Annotated in this window: 10 protein-coding genes and 1 riboswitch; of the genes, 3 read left to right on the plus strand and 7 right to left on the minus strand. The window is 40.8% G+C overall.

The genetic code is table 11. The annotated features are described in order from the left end of the window. The first annotated feature begins 453 nt into the window (after positions 1-453). From AC13EX_RS14160 to AC13EX_RS14170, 3 genes are all read left to right on the plus strand, one after another. A complete protein-coding gene (locus AC13EX_RS14160) occupies positions 454-3,840 on the plus strand; it encodes a SusC/RagA family TonB-linked outer membrane protein (RefSeq protein WP_482893175.1) in 3,387 nt (1,128 codons plus the stop codon). A 32-nt stretch (positions 3,841-3,872) separates the two neighbouring features. Then, positions 3,873-5,531 (plus strand): SusD/RagB family nutrient-binding outer membrane lipoprotein, encoded by a 1,659-nt coding sequence (locus AC13EX_RS14165; RefSeq protein WP_482893176.1) that lies wholly within the window; start codon positions 3,873-3,875, stop codon positions 5,529-5,531. A 120-nt stretch (positions 5,532-5,651) separates the two neighbouring features. After that, positions 5,652-6,728, plus strand: a complete 1,077-nt coding sequence (locus AC13EX_RS14170) for a DUF6340 family protein (RefSeq protein WP_482893177.1) — start codon at positions 5,652-5,654, stop codon at positions 6,726-6,728. 67 nt (positions 6,729-6,795) lie between these two features. Here the strand turns inward: AC13EX_RS14170 and metE are convergent, their stop codons facing one another. The 7 genes from metE to AC13EX_RS14205 all read right to left on the minus strand — a co-directional run bounded on the left by metE (position 6,796) and on the right by AC13EX_RS14205 (position 16,932). Then, positions 6,796-9,117 carry a 5-methyltetrahydropteroyltriglutamate--homocysteine S-methyltransferase gene (gene metE, locus AC13EX_RS14175; RefSeq protein WP_482893178.1) on the minus strand — a complete coding sequence of 774 codons (2,322 nt, stop codon included), beginning with the start codon at positions 9,115-9,117 and terminating at the stop codon, positions 6,796-6,798. A gap of 185 nt (positions 9,118-9,302) precedes the next feature. After that, a riboswitch (cobalamin riboswitch) is annotated at positions 9,303-9,494 on the minus strand. Between the two features lie 96 nt (positions 9,495-9,590). Further along, a complete protein-coding gene (locus tag AC13EX_RS14180) occupies positions 9,591-10,655 on the minus strand; it encodes an NHL repeat-containing protein (protein WP_048641850.1) in 1,065 nt (354 codons plus the stop codon). A 9-nt stretch (positions 10,656-10,664) separates the two neighbouring features. After that, positions 10,665-12,128 (minus strand): DUF1501 domain-containing protein, encoded by a 1,464-nt coding sequence (locus AC13EX_RS14185; protein WP_048641851.1) that lies wholly within the window; start codon positions 12,126-12,128, stop codon positions 10,665-10,667. An 8-nt stretch (positions 12,129-12,136) separates the two neighbouring features. Beyond that, on the minus strand, positions 12,137-15,394 hold the full coding sequence (locus tag AC13EX_RS14190; protein WP_482893179.1) for a DUF1553 domain-containing protein: 3,258 nt from the start codon (positions 15,392-15,394) through the stop codon (positions 12,137-12,139). A gap of 386 nt (positions 15,395-15,780) precedes the next feature. Then, a complete protein-coding gene (locus AC13EX_RS14195) occupies positions 15,781-16,020 on the minus strand; it encodes a hypothetical protein (protein ID WP_482893180.1) in 240 nt (79 codons plus the stop codon). Beyond that, a complete protein-coding gene (locus AC13EX_RS14200) occupies positions 15,936-16,277 on the minus strand; it encodes a DUF4221 family protein (RefSeq protein ID WP_482893182.1) in 342 nt (113 codons plus the stop codon). Before AC13EX_RS14200 ends, AC13EX_RS14195 begins: the two co-directional genes overlap by 85 nt. Before the next feature lie 112 nt (positions 16,278-16,389). Then, a complete protein-coding gene (locus AC13EX_RS14205) occupies positions 16,390-16,932 on the minus strand; it encodes a DUF4221 family protein (protein WP_482893181.1) in 543 nt (180 codons plus the stop codon). Between the last annotated feature and the right edge of the window lie 218 nt (positions 16,933-17,150).

A 17,150-nucleotide genomic window follows, 5' to 3' on the forward strand; every position in this document is an offset into this window, starting at 1 on the left:
GGCGGAGAAATCCTATTACATAATCCGGGTTAAAATTAACTGGCCTTAGTATGGGATAGGTTTCATTTATTGGGTAGGTAAAATAATTTATATGTTTTCATTCCTTGGTCAGGCCTTTGGATTCAGCCTTTTTTTATTACAATAAGTCATTTCACCATTTTTTAGTAAAAAGCCATTTAATCCTTTGTCCAACAGGGTATTTGGAAAACATTAGTTCTAAGATGATAATTCAGAATAAACTATCTCATAATCTATTGTTAACAATATGGAAATGTTTAAATAATACCTAACTAGGGTTTAGGTTTCTGAGATTGTACTTATTTGCCAATATATATTGTGAATAGAGTGGTATGTTTTTGAGGTAACTAAGTATATTAGGAAATAGAGTTTAAACTATAAAAATAATTTATGGTGAACAGGTTTACAAAATTTAGAAACTGGTGTTGTTTAGTTATGCTATGCTTCCTGATAGGATCCGTAGTTCCAGAAGCTTTGGCTCAAAGTAGGCGAGTCACAGGTAAAGTCACTTCTCAGGGAGATGGCTTAGGTATTCCCGGAGTAAATGTACTTATTCAGGGAGGTCAGTCAGGTACTGCCACTGATGTAAATGGAGAATATTCCATAACTGTTGCTGATAACAACACGGTTTTGGTGTTTTCATTTATAGGTTTCGAACCAATTAATGAACTGGTAGGCAACCGTTCTGTTATTAATGTGCAGCTAAGGGAAGATGCTTCAGAGATGAATGAAGTTGTTGTCACTGCCCTCGGAATTAAAAGGGAAGAAATTTCTCTAGGCTATTCCATAGAACGTGTGGGTGGCGAAGAAATGACTAGAGTGGCTCAGGAAAGTTTTCTTAATGCCATGGCAGGAAAAGTAGCCGGTGCTACCATCAGTACCACAGGTGGTACGGGTTCATCGGTAAGTATGGTAATTAGAGGGGCTACCTCATTAAATACCGACAACCAGCCGCTCTTTGTAGTAGATGGTGTTCCTATCGCCAACACGCTTAATAATGTGTCTTCGGTTGGCTCCGAAAACAGGGTCGATTATGGAAATGCCATTTCGGGTCTTAACCCTGATGACATTGCTGACATTTCCATCCTGAAAGGGCCAAGTGCCGCAGCGCTATATGGATCTCGTGCAGGAAATGGAGTAGTGCTTATTACCACCAAAGGAGGGAATGTAGACCGACTAACAGTGAATGTAAGTACCAATACTGTTTTTGATGTGCCTTACAAATACCTTAAATGGCACAGTAAATTTGGAGCAGGACAATATTCTGCTATTCCTGTAGATATTAGTGGAAACCCTTTGACCAACCCATTTGGAAGTTTGGTTCAAGAGAACGTAAATGCTGCCTTTGGTGCAGAATTGGATAAAGGTTACGAGCAAGTGCAATGGAACAGCCCTTTGGATGAAAATGGTAATCCCATAGCGATGCCTTTGGTTTCCTATCCTGACAATGTTAAAAACTTTGTGCAAACAGGTATCACATCTTCCAATAGCTTTTCAGTTGCCAATAGCAATGATGTCATGAACTATAGAATCTCTTATTCCAATATGAGGAATAAGGGTATTATACCGAATTCAGATTTATTCAGGAATACCTTAAATATCAACTCCAACCTTAAGGTAAGTGATAAGTTGAATTTCAGTACCAATATTGATGTGAGTCGAAACAATTCCAATAATAGGCCTGCTGGTGAACGAGGTACCAACCCTTTACAATGGGCTTATGAAACCTCTCCCCATGTCAATATTTTGGACTTAAAGGACTATTGGCTTCCAGGTCAGGAAGGATTGGAGCAAAAAACCATGGATGCCGGTGGAGAAGTTAGGGTAACAGATAACCCTTATTTCCTTGCCAATGAAGTTAACAATAGCTTCAAAAGAGACAGGGTGTTTGGGAATGTAAAAGCGGATTGGCAGATTTCACCTTCCTTTAACTTCTTTGCACGTTATTCCTTGGACTTATATAATGAAACCAGAGAGAGTAAAATAGGTAGGAGTTACAGCCAGGAACCAGAAGGTGCCTATGGTATCACAGAGCTTCATGGCTTGGAAACCAACGCAGATTTCCTACTTACCTATAATAAGGATGTAAATGATTTTGGAATTACACTTTCAGGTGGTGGTAACATTAGGTACCAAAATGGAAGTAATTTATTCGCAGGTTCCAAATCCGGTGTGGGCTTGATTACACCTGGGGTTTATACACTTAGCAATATAGCCCCTGATAATATTCAATACGGCAATAGTAGCTTTGAGAGAGGAATTCACAGTTTATATGGATTGGCAAACTTCTCCTATAAGGACATGCTATATTTGGATCTAACGGCTAGAAATGACTGGTCCAGTACATTGCCTGCAGCAGATCCTTACTTTTATCCATCTGCAGCGCTGAGCGTATTGGTCAGTGAAATGCTTGATTTACCTGAGCCTTTTAGCTTGGTGAAATTGAGAGGTGGATATGCTTCTGTAGGTAATGATGCTAGTCCATACAACTTGTTAGGTACATTGTATAATGCTGGAGCATGGGGCAATATACCAAGGTTATCATTGCGTAGTGGTTTATTGAATCCTACCCTGAAACCTGAAATTGCTACTTCATACGAAGGTGGAATTGATTTACATCTTTTCAATGATCGAGTTAGATTTAGTGGAACCTACTATAAAGTACAGAATGAAAACCAAATCCTTAGCATAGGTTTACCGCCATCTACAGGGTATACCTCAAAAAATATCAATGCTGGTCTTTTACAAAGTGAGGGTGTTGAACTAACCCTTGGATCGGACATCATCAGAAACAATAATTGGAATTGGACTGTGGACCTTAACCTGACTAGGAACAGGACCAAAATTATTGAATTGGCTGATAATATGCCGTATTATACCTTATGGGAAGATGCCAGAGGGGGTTCATGGACTTATGTAGGAGAAGAGATTGGGGATATTTATGATGCGGAAGTTGTGACTGTAAAAGATCCTGAGTCACCCTATTTTGGGTACCCAATTTTGGATCAAACCGGAAAATGGCAAAGCATTGATGCTGTGAGTTCAAGAAATAAGATTGGAAATTTCAATCCTAAATTTATTCTTGGAATGCAGACCTCCTTGTCTTATAAAAACTTTCATTTGAACATGACATTTGACTGGAGAAATGGTGGTGATTTTGTGTCCCAAACTTACAGATTCGGTGAAGAACATGGCAGGTCATCTGTATTCTTGGATAAGCTGATCAATCCAGGAGAATTGGAAGGAGAAGCTCTGAAGAATTATCTTGTAAACAATCAGGAATCAATGGTTTTGATTAATGGCAATAACTTTCCATTGGTTGGTGGGCCGACTCCAGAATACGGAAGTTATCCATTCACATATGGACCATTTACTTTGCCACATGGAGGAGTATTTATTCCTGGGGTTTATGCTACAGAATTTGACGAGAATGGAAACCCTACAGCTTATGCTGAAAACCTAGGCGAAAACATTGGTCAGCCAGGAGGAACTTTAACCTTGCCTTATGCGGGCAGTACAGCTTGGAGTTTTGCAAGGGCATTCTTATATGATGCCTCTTTTGTGAAGTTGAGAGAGGTTTCTCTAGGTTATGATGTACCACAGAACTTTGCGAAATCACTAAAAATGCAAAATCTTAGCTTCTCGGTTTATAGCAGGAATATTATTCTCTGGACAGCAGCAAAAATCAATATAGATCCAGAGATGGCGTTTCAACCATCAGGAGGCACACAAGCAGGGACCCAATTTAAACAGGGAATAGAAAGATGGAATGTGATGCCTTGGGTTATGCCAATTGGGTTTAAAGTAAATGCTACTTTTTAAGTGTTAGTTTTCAACTGATAAACGAAATTACTATGATTATCAAAAATAAATTAATTTTCGGTTGGGCGCTTTTATTGCTGTGTACATTTTCCTGTAAGGAAGATCTCATAGAGATGAATATTAACCCAAATGGAGCAAGCCCTGAATCGGCCAATCCCAACCTGGTGCTTTCAACAGTGTTGACCGAGGCAGGCAAAACTGTGTTGAATCTTGGGTATCAAGACATTGCAGGAGTGATGCAACATACTCAAAAGGATGGATGGTCAGGATCACACAATTCCTATGACTGGAACAGAAGCAATAGTTGGTCTGGCTATTATGCTATCCTTAGAAACAACCAATTTGTTTATGACAGGGCTGTAGAGCTGGATCAAGAACTTCATCAGGGAGTCACTTTGGTGATTCGCGGAATGATGTTCGGACTTATTACTGATCTTTGGGGAGACGCACCTTATTCTCAAGCACTCAAAGGTGCTGAAGGAACTCCTGAAGCTACTTTTCCTTCCTTTGATACTCAGGAGGAAATTTATAGAGGAATACTTGGGGAACTAGAGACTGCCAATCAATTGCTTTCTCAGCCAAAAGGATCTTACAATAGCTCTATTGAAGGGGCAGATGTTTACTTTGGTGGTAATCCTGAAAAATGGAGGAAGATGGCCAATTCCTTAAAACTTAGGTTTTACATGAGATTGTCGGAAAAGTTGCCTGATTTTGCCAAGCAAGGTATTGAAACTATACTAGCCGATCCAGGGACATATCCCATCATCACCAGTACCGGGGATGATGCTACCATGTCTTTTAATACAGAGAGTGAAGCAAGTAGCTGGCCTAAAAATACCAAATTTGATGTTGATGCAAGCAACTATAGGAGGTTAAAAATGTGCCAAACTCTGGTAGAAGCCATGAGGGTAAATAATGACCCAAGGCTTGGAGTTTGGGCCAACCCGGTAGAAATACCTTTGGTAGTTGATGCCAGTTTGCCTGCAGGAACAGACGTAATACAAGATGGAAAAAGGTACCTTTCTCCAGATGTGTTGGAAAGTAGAAATGTAGCGCTTGAAGACATCAGCCAGAATCCTGATTATGTTGGAATTCCTCCGGGTATCGCGGGCTCACAGGTATACAACCTTAGCCCAGATGCCAATCAGGCTTCATTTAACCCCCATGTTTCCTGGCTTAATGATCGATACAGGGAACCCAATGGTCCTTTGCTAAAAGCCAGACTAATTACAGCAACAGAGGTTAATTTTATTTTGGCTGAGGCCGCACTGAAAGGTTGGGCTGTTGGAGGAACTGCTGAAGAGTATTACAATAAAGCCATTCAGGCTTCATTTACTAGTTGGGGAATTTCTGGTCAGGTAGAAAATTACCTGCAACAGGAAAGTGTTAAATTCGATGGTACATTAAAACAACTGATGGAGCAAAAGTGGGTGTCCTCTTGGACCGCTGCTGCAGAGGCTTGGTTTGATTACCGAAGAACTGGCTATCCTGAATTGGAGGCCGGACCTTATACCATACGATCTGTTTTGCCTGTTCGTTTTTATTATATGGTAGAAGAACGAAATCTTAATGGAGCCAATTCGGAAGAAGCCATGAACCGTTTGGAAACAACCAATTTTTCTGAAGTAGACGGAGCCAATAGTGCTTGGTCCAAGCCTTGGGTAATTCAAGGTACTGGGAAACCTTGGTAGTGAGGTGATTTAAATTTATCATAATAAGGGGCTTTTCGAAAGGGGAGCCCCTTTTTTAGCTCTTAGGAGCCAATAACTTCTGCATAATTTCAGTTAAATTGCAAAAAAATACTCAAACTTATGAAATTCCTCAATTCAGAGATTTTTAAATGTTTACTCTTCGTTTTGATGCTAGTGGCATTTGGTTCCTGCACAAAAAATGTTTCTATAACGAGATTAATGCCAGCAGAGATTAATATACCGAATCAGGTGCAGCGTTTACTCATTGTAGACAGGACGAAGCCTGAAAGTCAGGGAGTAGCAATAATTGAGGGACTTCTTACTGGAGAAATTCCTTTTGAAGTGAAAAATGCCATTGATGGTACCTTGGCTTCCATTCATCAGGATCTTAATACTTCTCCTAGGTATGAAATAGTGCGGGCAAGTGAAAGATTGACTGGAGGGCTCTTTTCACAAACTTTCCCTGCACCTCTTAATAGGGAAATGGTTCGAAATCTTTGCATGCGTTATGAAACTGATGCGGTATTGACTTTGGAAAAATTCAGTTCGGATTTTGTCATTACAGACAAAAGGATCACCATCAAGAAAAAAGTTGGAAAAGATGATAATGCCAAAACCATAGAAGTGCCCGGTATATTGGTGGAAGGGCTTGCTTCCGTACAGGTAGGGTTTAGATTGTATGACCCTGAAAGTGGCAATATTTTAGACCAAAGTGACCTTTCTAAAACCAACCTATGGTCGGCAGAGGCGGAGACCAAAGCCCAAGCCATGTTGTTACTGATAGAAAAAGCTCAAGCTACCAGGTATGTGGGGCAAATGGCAGGTGCAGCATATGCAAGAAGGATTGCACCGATGTACATAGACCTAAACCGTACCTTTTATGCCAAATCAAAGAAATATGCCTCTTTAGAAAAAGGCGCTCGCTTTGCGGAAGTCAATGAATGGGAAAATGCAATTCAAAGCTGGCAAGGAGGGCTTTCCCTTCCTGGAGATGATAAAACCTATGGGAAGCTTTGTTACAATATATCTTTGGGATATGAGGTACTTGGAGACTTGTTTTTGGCCAAAGATTGGGCGGCAAGGGCCTATACAGAATTTGGCTTTAAGGCCGGAAGAACCTATGCCAAAGAACTCGAACAAAGAATGATGGAAGACGAATTGCTGAAAGAACAGTTGAACACAACTTCTGATCAGTAAATATTTACCCGGATCAGGTGAAATGTAGGTTTAAAGCTACCTGACCCGGGTTAAATTTGATTTTTGCTTAATTATCGGAAGTATTCTCTATTTCCCTTAATTCTATGGCAGCTTCTACCATAAGTTTCAGTGCTTTTTCAGTTTCCTCCCATTGTCGGGTTTTTAATCCACAATCCGGATTCACCCAAAGTTGGGCTGTTGGGATTACATCTTGTGCTTTTTTTATCAAGTGTACCATTTCTTTATTGGAAGGCACTCTTGGCGCATGGATGTCATAGACACCTGGCCCAATCTCATTGGGGTATTTGAATTCTGCAAAAGCATCCAAAAGCTCCATTTGTGACCTAGAGCATTCGATGGTAATGACATCAGCATCCATGGCTGCAATACTCGGCATAATGTCGTTAAACTCCGAATAGCACATATGGGTATGGATCTGAGTAGTATCATTGACTCCTGATGAGGACAACCTAAAGGCATGGACTGCCCAGTTTAAGTAAGCTTCCCATTCTGCTTTTCGCAGAGGTAGTCCTTCTCTTATGGCTGGTTCATCTATTTGTATGATTTTTATTCCTGCTTTTTCAAGGTCATTTACCTCATCTCTGATGGCCAATGCGATCTGTTGACATGTTTGAGACCTTGGTTGATCATTGCGCACAAAAGACCATTGTAGTATAGTGACTGGACCTGTTAACATACCTTTTACCCATTTTTTGGTTAAGGATTGGGCATAAGAAGACCAGAATACTGTCATGGGTTCAGGGCGTGAAACATCTCCATAAATGATAGGTGGCTTTACGCATCGACTGCCATAACTTTGCACCCAACCAAATTGGCTGAAAGTAAATCCGGCCAGTTGCTCGCCGAAATATTCCACCATGTCATTTCTTTCATACTCACCATGTACCAGTACATCCAGCCCTATTTCCTCTTGTTTTCGGATGGTTCTTTCAGTAGCCTCTGTTAACAGATTTTGGTATGTTTTTGGGTCAATAAATCCTCTTCTAAACTGTGACCTCCAATTCCTTACTTCCTGGGTTTGTGGAAAAGAACCAATGGTGGTAGTGGGCAGGGGAGGTAATTTAAGGAGGTTTTGTTGCAATACCCTTCTGACAGAATAATGGCTATTTCTTTGATCGTCGGAAGGTGAAATGGCATCCACTTTTAGTTTCACCAATTTATTGTGGATCAATCCAGAATTTTTACGGCTAGCTATGGCTTCCTTATTCCTTTCTTGCTCAAGTAAACTTTCCTTAGTCGGCTTAGGCAAAGACAATTCCTTCAGTAGGACAAGCTCCTTTAATTTCTGCTTGGCAAAGGCCATCCATTGTTTGATCTCCGGCAATAAAACCTCTTCCCTGGTTTCGGCCTCTAGGTCATAAGGTACATGCAGTAAGGAACAGGAAGGAGCAAGCATAATTCTTTCTTGCCCTATACTCTTGATAGCCAGATTTATGGTTTTGAGGGAATTTTGAAAGTCATTTTTCCAGATATTCCTACCATCTACTAGACCCAATGAAAGGCTTAACTTTTCTGGGATATGGAATAGTACTTTTTCCAACTGATCTGCATTGCGTACCAAATCCAGATGAAGTGCACAAATAGGAAGGGACAATGCCAGTTCTGTATTTTCATTCAATCCTTCGAAATAGGTTGCTAGAAGGATTTTTAGTTCTGGGAATGCCTTTCTTATGGTTTGGTATACGGTTTGGAAAGCCTCTTTTTCCTTTTCGTTGAGATCAAGTCCTAAAAAAGGCTCATCGAATTGGACCCAATCCGCACCATTTTTTTCCAGGTCTTTTAATATTTCCAGATAAACCGGCAAGAGCTTATCAAGTAGGTCAATTTTATCAAATCCGCTTGTTTTTTCTTTTCCAAGCAACAAATATGTGACAGGGCCAATTAGTACGGGCTTACCTTTGATTCCCATACTTTTGGCTTCAATAAATTCATCTACAATCTTGCAAGAATGGTATTTAAAGTCCTGTTTTTCGGTGAACTCAGGAACCAGATAATGATAATTGGTGTCAAACCACTTGGTCATTTCCATTGCAGTAATGTCCAAACCGTCCTTCTGATAGCCTCTTGCCATTGCAAAATAGAGCTCCAGTTCAGAAACATCTTGGTTTTCAATTAGGGGGAGATACCTGTCTGGAATGGCTCCTACTGACAGAGACATGTCAAGAACCTGATCATAGAAAGAAAAGTCATTTACTGGAATAAGCTCAATTCCCAGTTGAAGCTGTGTTTTCCAGTTTTGGAAGCGGATTTCTCTTCCTGCTTGCATTAGTTTAGCACTTGAAATTTTGCCTGACCAATATTGCTCACAGGCTTTTTTGAGTTCTCTTTTGCTACCAATTCGCGGATAGCCAAGAATGTGCGTTTGCATGTTCTTTTAACTTTTAAATGAATAAAATGAGTTAAAAGCCCTTTGCGTTATTCCGGGTTGCTTTAGCGAAAAGAAGTAATGGAAGGTTTGAGAACTTACCAAAAAAGACACAACTATCCCTGGGAAAACAATTGATCTTAAAATGGTAACACCGAACCTGACTTCACACTTCAAATCGCGAAAGCATAGTCAATTCGAAATAGGCAGGTCTCCTGACTTGTAACATTTTTACCTTCCTTCCCATTCTTAATTCAAGAACAGTGGATTTGCTATGGGTAAAAACCTTTGTAGTTACTTACAGTTGCGCGACAGTTCGTGATTCTCACACGATTCCCTATTAATTCACGTTAAGTAAAACCTAATTTCGGTTGATGAGGAAATAATTAAAGAACTTATTGAGCTCAAATGTAGGTCAGATAAATTACATTTCCTGCAATAATTTTTAAAATGCCAGTAAAAAGGTAAGTGTAAATTTACACCCGGTGTAATTTATAAGGATAAACACCATCTGCATTCCATTGACAAACATATAGGTTTTTGTCTCTGTCTAAACAGACATCATGGCAATGTTTGAAGATGGGTTTTTCCTGAAACATGAGCTCTAGCTTGCCATTTTTGTAGACCGGTTCGGTACCTCCAGGGTTGGAGACGACCTTGTTGTTTTTGTCTAAAATAGTGACAAAGCCTTTGTTTAAATGCATGTTATAATTGCCTTCTTCCATTCCAAAGCAGACTCCGGAATACAAGTTTTCATCATCCAAAACAGGTCGGCTAATGTATGCCCCAGGTAAGTAATGGTCTTCCAGGTATTCGCCAGCTAATGTGAATCGCTTGAACGTATTTTTTATCCTTGCAGAACAAAGTAAGGTAGGGTTGGTAGGGTCTCTGTAATCAATGGCTACACCATGGGCTTGTTTGAATTTGTCTGGCTGGAGAAAACTGTCTCCTCCAAATTTCCGAATAAATTGCCCTGTCTTGTCATATTGCAAGATAAACTGTGAACCATAACCATCGGCCACATAAATATCCCCACTGGGACCTATGGCTGTTTCCGTTGGTCGGTAAAATGCATGTTCGGTGTATGCACCTATCTTGGATGGGTGATCCAATTCCATAAGAATTTCACCATCCATGGTACATTTTACTACTTTTCCTAAACCAGTATCTGTGATAAATAAAAATTCTTCAGCACCTTCTTCCGAGATAGACAAACCATGCGCTCCGGAAAATCCCAATGTCCATGTGTCTAAAATTTTTCCCGAAGTATCGTAAATCAGGATATTGTTTTTCGGATGGTCTGTCAACAATATTAACCTGTTGTTTTTGTCCATGACCATTTCATGGCAGTTGTTGACCGGATGGCTGTTGCTGTTGGTTTTGCTCCAGTCTCTTTCTATCCTGTACTGGAAATCACCATGGCCCAGTATGTCCTTTTGAAGCTGCGCGGCATTTGAGTTGATATTGAAAAGAGGTATTCCTGCAGTAATTACTGCCCCACCGGTGATGGATTTTTGAATGAATTTTCTTCGTGAATGCATGAATTGTATTTATGCCAGGAGTTCATTTACTACCTGTCCGTGGACATCTGTAAGTCTGAATCTTCTGCCTTGATGTTTGAATGTTAGTTTTTCATGGTCTATGCCCAATAAATGGAGTAATGTGGCTTGAAAATCATGCACATGTACGGGGTTTTTAGCCACATTGTAGCTAAACTCGTCCGTTTCTCCATAGACCATTCCTTTTTTTACTCCTGCTCCTGCCATCCACATGGTAAAGCATCCAGGATGGTGGTCTCTGCCATAATTGTCGGCGGTGAGCCTTCCTTGAGAGAAGCTGGTCCTACCAAATTCACCACCCCATACGACCAAAGTGTCTTCTAGCAAACCTCTTTGTTTAAGGTCCTGAATCAAACCTGCGGTGGCCTGGTCTGTACTTAAGGCTTGGCGCTTGATGCCTTTAGGCAAACTGCCATGTTGGTCCCATCCCATATGGTAGAGCTGAATGAATTTCACATCACGTTCTGCAAGTTTTCTGGCTTGCAGGCAATTGGAAGCATAGGTGCCAGGTGTTCTCGCATCTTCCCCATAAAGTTCGTAAATATAATCAGGTTCTTTGCTGGTGTCCACCGCCTCCGGAACGGAATTCTGCATTTTATAGGCCATTTCATATTGGCTGATCTTGGACTGAATTTCAGGATCCTGCCACAAGTCAAACTGGTGTTCATTGAGCTTACCGATATGGTCCAGGGCACGACGCCTGTCATGGTCATGTACCCCATGCGGATTATTCAAGTATAAAACAGGATCTTTGCCCGAACGAAATTGAATGCCCTGATGATGGGAGGGTAGAAACCCGTTTCCCCAGGCCGTGGAATTTAAAGGCTGTGATCCAGGGCTTTTTGAAAGCAGGACTACAAAATTGGGCAGGTTTTCATTGTCACTTCCCAGACCATAACTCAACCAGGAGCCTATAGAAGGTCTACCGCTCAATTGCGAACCTGTTTGCATAAACATGACGGCAGGTTCGTGGTTGATGGCCTCGGTGATCATGGATTTGACAATGCAAAGCTCATCTACAACCTTGGCAGTGTGAGGAAAAATTTCACTTACCCAAGCTCCAGATTGTCCATATTGCTTAAAATCATAAATTGATTTCACTAAAGGAAAAGTAGATTGATCTGCTACCATTCCAGAATTTCGCTGGGTTCCCTGTACGGAAGGAGGTATTTCCTTGCCATGCCATTTTTCCAGTGAGGGTTTGTAATCAAAGGTTTCAATTTGAGAAGGCCCGCCAGACTGGAAAAGATAAATCACTCTTTTGGCTTTTGCAGGGAAGTGGGTGCCTGTGTAAAGCCCCTGTGGTTTGTAGAGTCCTGAGCTATCAGGAGCTTCGGCAAAGCCAGCTTTTTGTCCAATAAGGCTGGACAAAGCAATGGCGCCAAAGCCCAGTGAAGTCTTTTTCAAAAAGCCACGTCTTGTTTCTCCGAATTTGTTTATGTCATTCTCGTTCATGGCGATATTTATCTTATTGTATACCCTTCAGTGGTATTCATTATACCGTTTATTACAGTGGCCAATGAGGCTACTCTAACTGGATCCAGCGAATTGTCCAAAGGTTTACTACCTGTACTTAAGTAAGCCATTGCGTCTCCTTTATTCTGTCCAAAGCGCTCTTGCTCTTCCTGATAAAATTGTTCAATGATCTCCATTTCTTTGGCATCAGCTTGTCTACCGGTGCTTAATTTGAAGGCCTTGGCCAGTTGTTCTTCTGGTTGGTATTTTTTAATTAGTTTTTCGGCAGCTACTCTTGCTGCTTCTACGTATTGCGGATCATTTAATAAAACCAGTGCCTGTAAAGGGGTGCTGGTTTCAGTTCTCCTCACTTTGCACTCTGATCTGTCGCTGACATCAAATATCATCATGGAAGGAGGTCCGGAAGTTCTTTTCCATATGGTGTAGAGGCTTCTTTTGTAGAGCCCATCACCAGGCTCCTGCAAATACCTGTACCTCCAGGATTTGGTAGAGATTTCATCCCAGAGCCCATCAGGTTGATAAGGGTAGGCACTTTCGCTACTGGTGTTCTGAACTAGCAGTCCGCTTATGGCAAGGGCGTTGTCACGAACCATTTCTGCCGTCATTCTAAAACTTGGGCCTCTTGCCAACAAAAGGTTGTCTGGATCTTCTTCCAACAAATCAGGTGTGTTTTTAGAAGATTGCTGATAAGTGGAAGACATCACAATAAGTTTGTGCATTTTCTTGATGTCCCAGCCAGATTCCCGGAAGGTAACGGCTAGCCAATCCAGAAGTTCGGGATGTGATGGCATGCTTCCCTGATTGCCAAAGTCATCAGAGGTAATGACCAGCCCTTTTCCAAAATGCATTTGCCAGATTCTATTGATAAACACACGGGCTGTCAATGGGTTTTTGGGATCAAAAACCCATTTTGTCAGTCCTAATCGGTTTTTTGGCCACTTTTCATTGTAAGGAAAAACAGTTTCAGGAATACCGGGATCAACTTGTTCCGTGGGCGCATTGTACATTCCCCGGTCCAAAATATAGGTCGGCCTAGGCTCCTCAAGGTCACCCATTACCATTATTTCTTTAATATCAGTAGTGGTTTTAGCCCTTTCTTTTCTTAAATCCACAATTGCCTTTCTGATATTTTTGGCTTCGGGATTGTCACTCCTAAAGTGATGATCGGCAATCATGGCTTTGTCAATCTGATTTGCGGGGTTTGTGATGGCTTTTTTGGCTTTCTCAGGATTGGTTTCATAGAGTACTTCCAAAGCACTTAATTCCTGATCATAAATTCTTAATTTATCCAGACCGCCATTGAGGAAAGTCTTCATTTTGTCCCTGACTCCTAATACAAAACCTCTGAATCCGTAGGTGTGAATGTCGGGTTTGAATAAAATGGATTTATAAATATTATCAGCTGATACTGATACAGGCACTTTTTCTCCATTGAGATAAATACCAATGCCGTCAGCTTTACCCATACCATTGTAAGTAATGGTTAGGTTTGTCCATTCTTTCTCAGGGATAGCTGTTAGCGTTTTTACCTGAATGGCATTGTCTGGCCAACTGTAGGCCATGATAAAGTTTAATTTATTGTCTTCCAGAAATAGAGAATAGCCTTTTAGTCCCAAGCGAATATCCTCGCAATGGGTAAACAAAACTGCTTCGTTGTAAACCGTGTCGGGAAATACCGAAAGGCTTACGGAAAAGGGATCTGTTTGGTCAAACCAACCCACTTTGTCCGGGAGACTTAGGGTAGTAAAGTCATTGATGAAAACGCCTTGACCCTCAGCTCCAGCCTTTATTACAGGCTCTTTGATAATTACTGGGCCAGGTTGTGAAGTTTTTCCGGGGCTTGTGAAGGTTGTTTTATTGGTTCCAGGAATTATTTTGTCAAAATCATAAGCGGCTACAAGTTTTGTAGGTAGCTTTTTTTGTAGGTTTTGCAGAAGGTTGGCTTCTTCGATATGCTGTGTTTTTTGAGCTTCTTTTTGCAAATCACCCAAATGGGTTTCTTTGGACTTTATCTGATTGTCTATGTAATTTAAAATCTTGCCTTGTTCTTCGTTTGTAAGCAATAAGGCCGGGCCAGGAACTTGACCTGGGCCATATACCGCAGTGCCCAACTCATTGGTACTGTTGAAAAATGCGGACAATTGGTAAAAGGACTTTTGGCTTATGGGGTCATATTTATGGTCATGGCAGCGGGCACATTCCATACTTAAGCCCATAATGGCTTTTCCAACGGTGGAGGTGCGGTCAGCCACATATTCTGCTCTGTACTCTTCGAAAACGATACCGGCCTCAGAATTCTTTTTATGTAGTCGGTTAAAAGCAGTTGCCAGTATGCTCTCTTGCGTGGGTTCCTCAATAAGGTCTCCGGCCAATTGCCAAGTGATGAACTGCTCGTAGGACATGTTTTTGTTAAAAGCTCGGATGACCCAGTCCCGGTAAGGACTGAAGTCTCGGTGCTTGTCATCCAAATAGCCATCGGAATCGGCATATCGGGCTACATCCATCCAGTCTGCGGCCATTCGCTCACCATAGGCCGCCGAAGCAAGGAGTCTGTCGACTAATTTTTCATAAGCCTTAGGGTCATCGCTGTCAACAAATTCTTCGATTTCTTCTAGGGAAGGAGGAAGACCTGTCAGGTCGAAACTTACCCTACGAATAAGGTTTTCTTTGCTGGCTTTTTCTGAGGGATTTAGATTTTTGCTTTTCAATTTGGCCGCTACAAAATGATCAATTTCATTTTTAGCCCAGCTTTTATCCTCAATCTCAGGAATCTTTGGCATTTCCGGAGGGATAAATGACCAGTGGGGTTTGTATTTGGCTCCCTGTTCTATCCATTTGGTTAAGGTGGCTATCTCGGATGTACTCAGGCTTAGGTTAGATTCAGGTGGAGGCATCATCAACTCCTTATCCTCTGTCAGTATACGGTTTACTACCTCACTTTTGCCCGGTTTACCCGGAACAATGGCATAATGCCCCGAATTACTTTTTAGTGCTGCATAGGCAAACTCCTCCAGGTCAAGTCTTAAATCAGCTTCTTGGTTGGCTGCATCGGGTCCATGGCAGGCAAAGCACTTGTCTGAGAGAATGGGTTTGACATGGTAATTAAAATCTATGGCTTCCGGCAGGTCCTTATAGGCCTGTTGGATGGCTTCAGGTTTCTCCCAGCCACAGCCCACCAAGAGAGGGAGCAGTAAAGTGAAAGGAAAGGATAACCTGTGTTTTATTTTGGGTATGACTCGTGTCATTTATTTAAAATTGATAATTTTATATGACAATTATTTAGCCAAATGTCATTTGCATTCAGCATAATTTAACGGGTAATTTTTGTCAATAGTTAACCTTAAAGTTATTGAATATCTTTAAGAAATAAAATTACAATTTTACGGTGGTGATAATGACAAATTTTGTCCTGTGAAAATGGCTTGAGAGGTTTAATTTCTGCTCTTAACATGCGTTTTTGTTGTGTATTCGGTGGTCATCAAACCCAGTGGATGTTCAATCGCATTTCTCTAAACAAAAAGGAAGGACCTTTGAAACGATCAACTAAAAATGCAAGCTGACTATATAGGGAGAAGTATTAGGTAAGATTTTTAAGATTGAATGTGGGAGAGTCTGCCACGAAAGAATTCCATTACCAATTAATTTCCAACCTTACAAAGCCCATTTCATCTTCGATATTTTCAAATAGCCATAATTTGCCGTCTTTGGCAAAATATATATTTGGATAGGTATCAATTGTTTGGAAATGGTCTTCTGCGATTAAATTGAGGTCCTTGTCCAATACACTTATATAACATTCAGATCCGGTGGGAAGGAATGGTTGACCTTCTCTGGCGGTAACATTTTCATCAAATTTCGACCGAAAAGACATACGATAATATACCTGTTTTTTTCATCCCAAACAGGTTCCATAAAGTTAATATCTTCCGCTATTTTTTGATAGTAGCTATCAAATTGAGACTGATCTCCAACTTCAGAAGGATAGTTACCACTTTTTTCATTTGGGTTCAGTTGGCTGTTGAAGGTGATGTGCCTGAGGGAGTCATTTGTTTGGTCCAGTACATAGAGTTCATTACTTACGTTGGTTCCCAGTAATACTTTTCCTCCCTCCTTTATTATATTAAATATCGACGGGCACTTAGAGTGCTACCCATTCCACCCTCATTGGATGATATTTCAAAATTCCTGGCTTTATCAATGGCTGGGACTGGAAATTTCTTAAAGGTTCTGTCTTCAATGTTTATTTTGCAAAAGACATGTCCTTTTTTTCATGATCGGATATTAAAGAGGCAAATTGCTTACCGTCTGAGGCTATACTTATCGTTTTATAAATCTTATATTCTTCTTCCATGTGGCCTAAATCTTTGCCTATTTCAGTAATGTTGAAACTTTCGAGTTTTTCCGCTTGCCAATTGAATACATGTTTATTCGTACTATTGTTTATGTGTAGCTTGTCATCACCAATTAAAAAAATTGCCCAGATAGCTTCGGTGCCATTTGACCCCTCCCTTTCGAAGTGGTGTTTTTTTTCCTGAGCTAGTTTATTGAGGTTGATTTGCTCAATACTGCGTTTCAGGGGATCAACATTGTAAAGGTATTTCTTATCCTCACTTATTGCATTTACCCTAACTCTCCTTTTGAGGTATAAAATCTCCTCGCCAGGATCTATTACGACTGTGTCCATGGTGATTTCCAAGGGAGGTAGTGCACCGTCGGCTCCATTTTTCTGTCCGCTACATGCAAGGAATAAAGCGAAAACTATACAGTAAATGCTGTCTTTCATCCGATTAGGGTATATGGACTAAAAATTTAGCAGATATGTTTTAGTTTCCCTAAAAATTGAAAGACTACTTTAGCTTTAACCCGAAATATGCAATAGACATTCTATTACGTGCTGAAATCGCTTTAAAATCAGCCACTTCGTTGCTGTTTTCAATTTCACCATAGCGGAGCTATGCTAAAATCTCCAAACAGCCTGATTTTCTTGCGATTGCAACACTT

Source organism: Cyclobacterium sp. L-R, from assembly GCF_056859355.1.

Coding starts and splice junctions, on each gene's coding strand:
- metE (WP_482893178.1), bottom strand. CDS start 9,117: ATGCAAACGCACATTCTTGGCTATCCGCGAATTGGTAGCAAAAGAGAA.
- AC13EX_RS14165 (WP_482893176.1), top strand. CDS start 3,873: ATGATTATCAAAAATAAATTAATTTTCGGTTGGGCGCTTTTATTGCTG.
- AC13EX_RS14180 (WP_048641850.1), bottom strand. CDS start 10,655: ATGCATTCACGAAGAAAATTCATTCAAAAATCCATCACCGGTGGGGCA.
- AC13EX_RS14170 (WP_482893177.1), top strand. CDS start 5,652: ATGAAATTCCTCAATTCAGAGATTTTTAAATGTTTACTCTTCGTTTTG.
- AC13EX_RS14195 (WP_482893180.1), bottom strand. CDS start 16,020: ATGTCTTTTCGGTCGAAATTTGATGAAAATGTTACCGCCAGAGAAGGT.
- AC13EX_RS14160 (WP_482893175.1), top strand. CDS start 454: ATGCTATGCTTCCTGATAGGATCCGTAGTTCCAGAAGCTTTGGCTCAA.
- AC13EX_RS14190 (WP_482893179.1), bottom strand. CDS start 15,394: ATGACACGAGTCATACCCAAAATAAAACACAGGTTATCCTTTCCTTTC.
- AC13EX_RS14185 (WP_048641851.1), bottom strand. CDS start 12,128: ATGAACGAGAATGACATAAACAAATTCGGAGAAACAAGACGTGGCTTT.
- AC13EX_RS14205 (WP_482893181.1), bottom strand. CDS start 16,932: ATGAAAGACAGCATTTACTGTATAGTTTTCGCTTTATTCCTTGCATGT.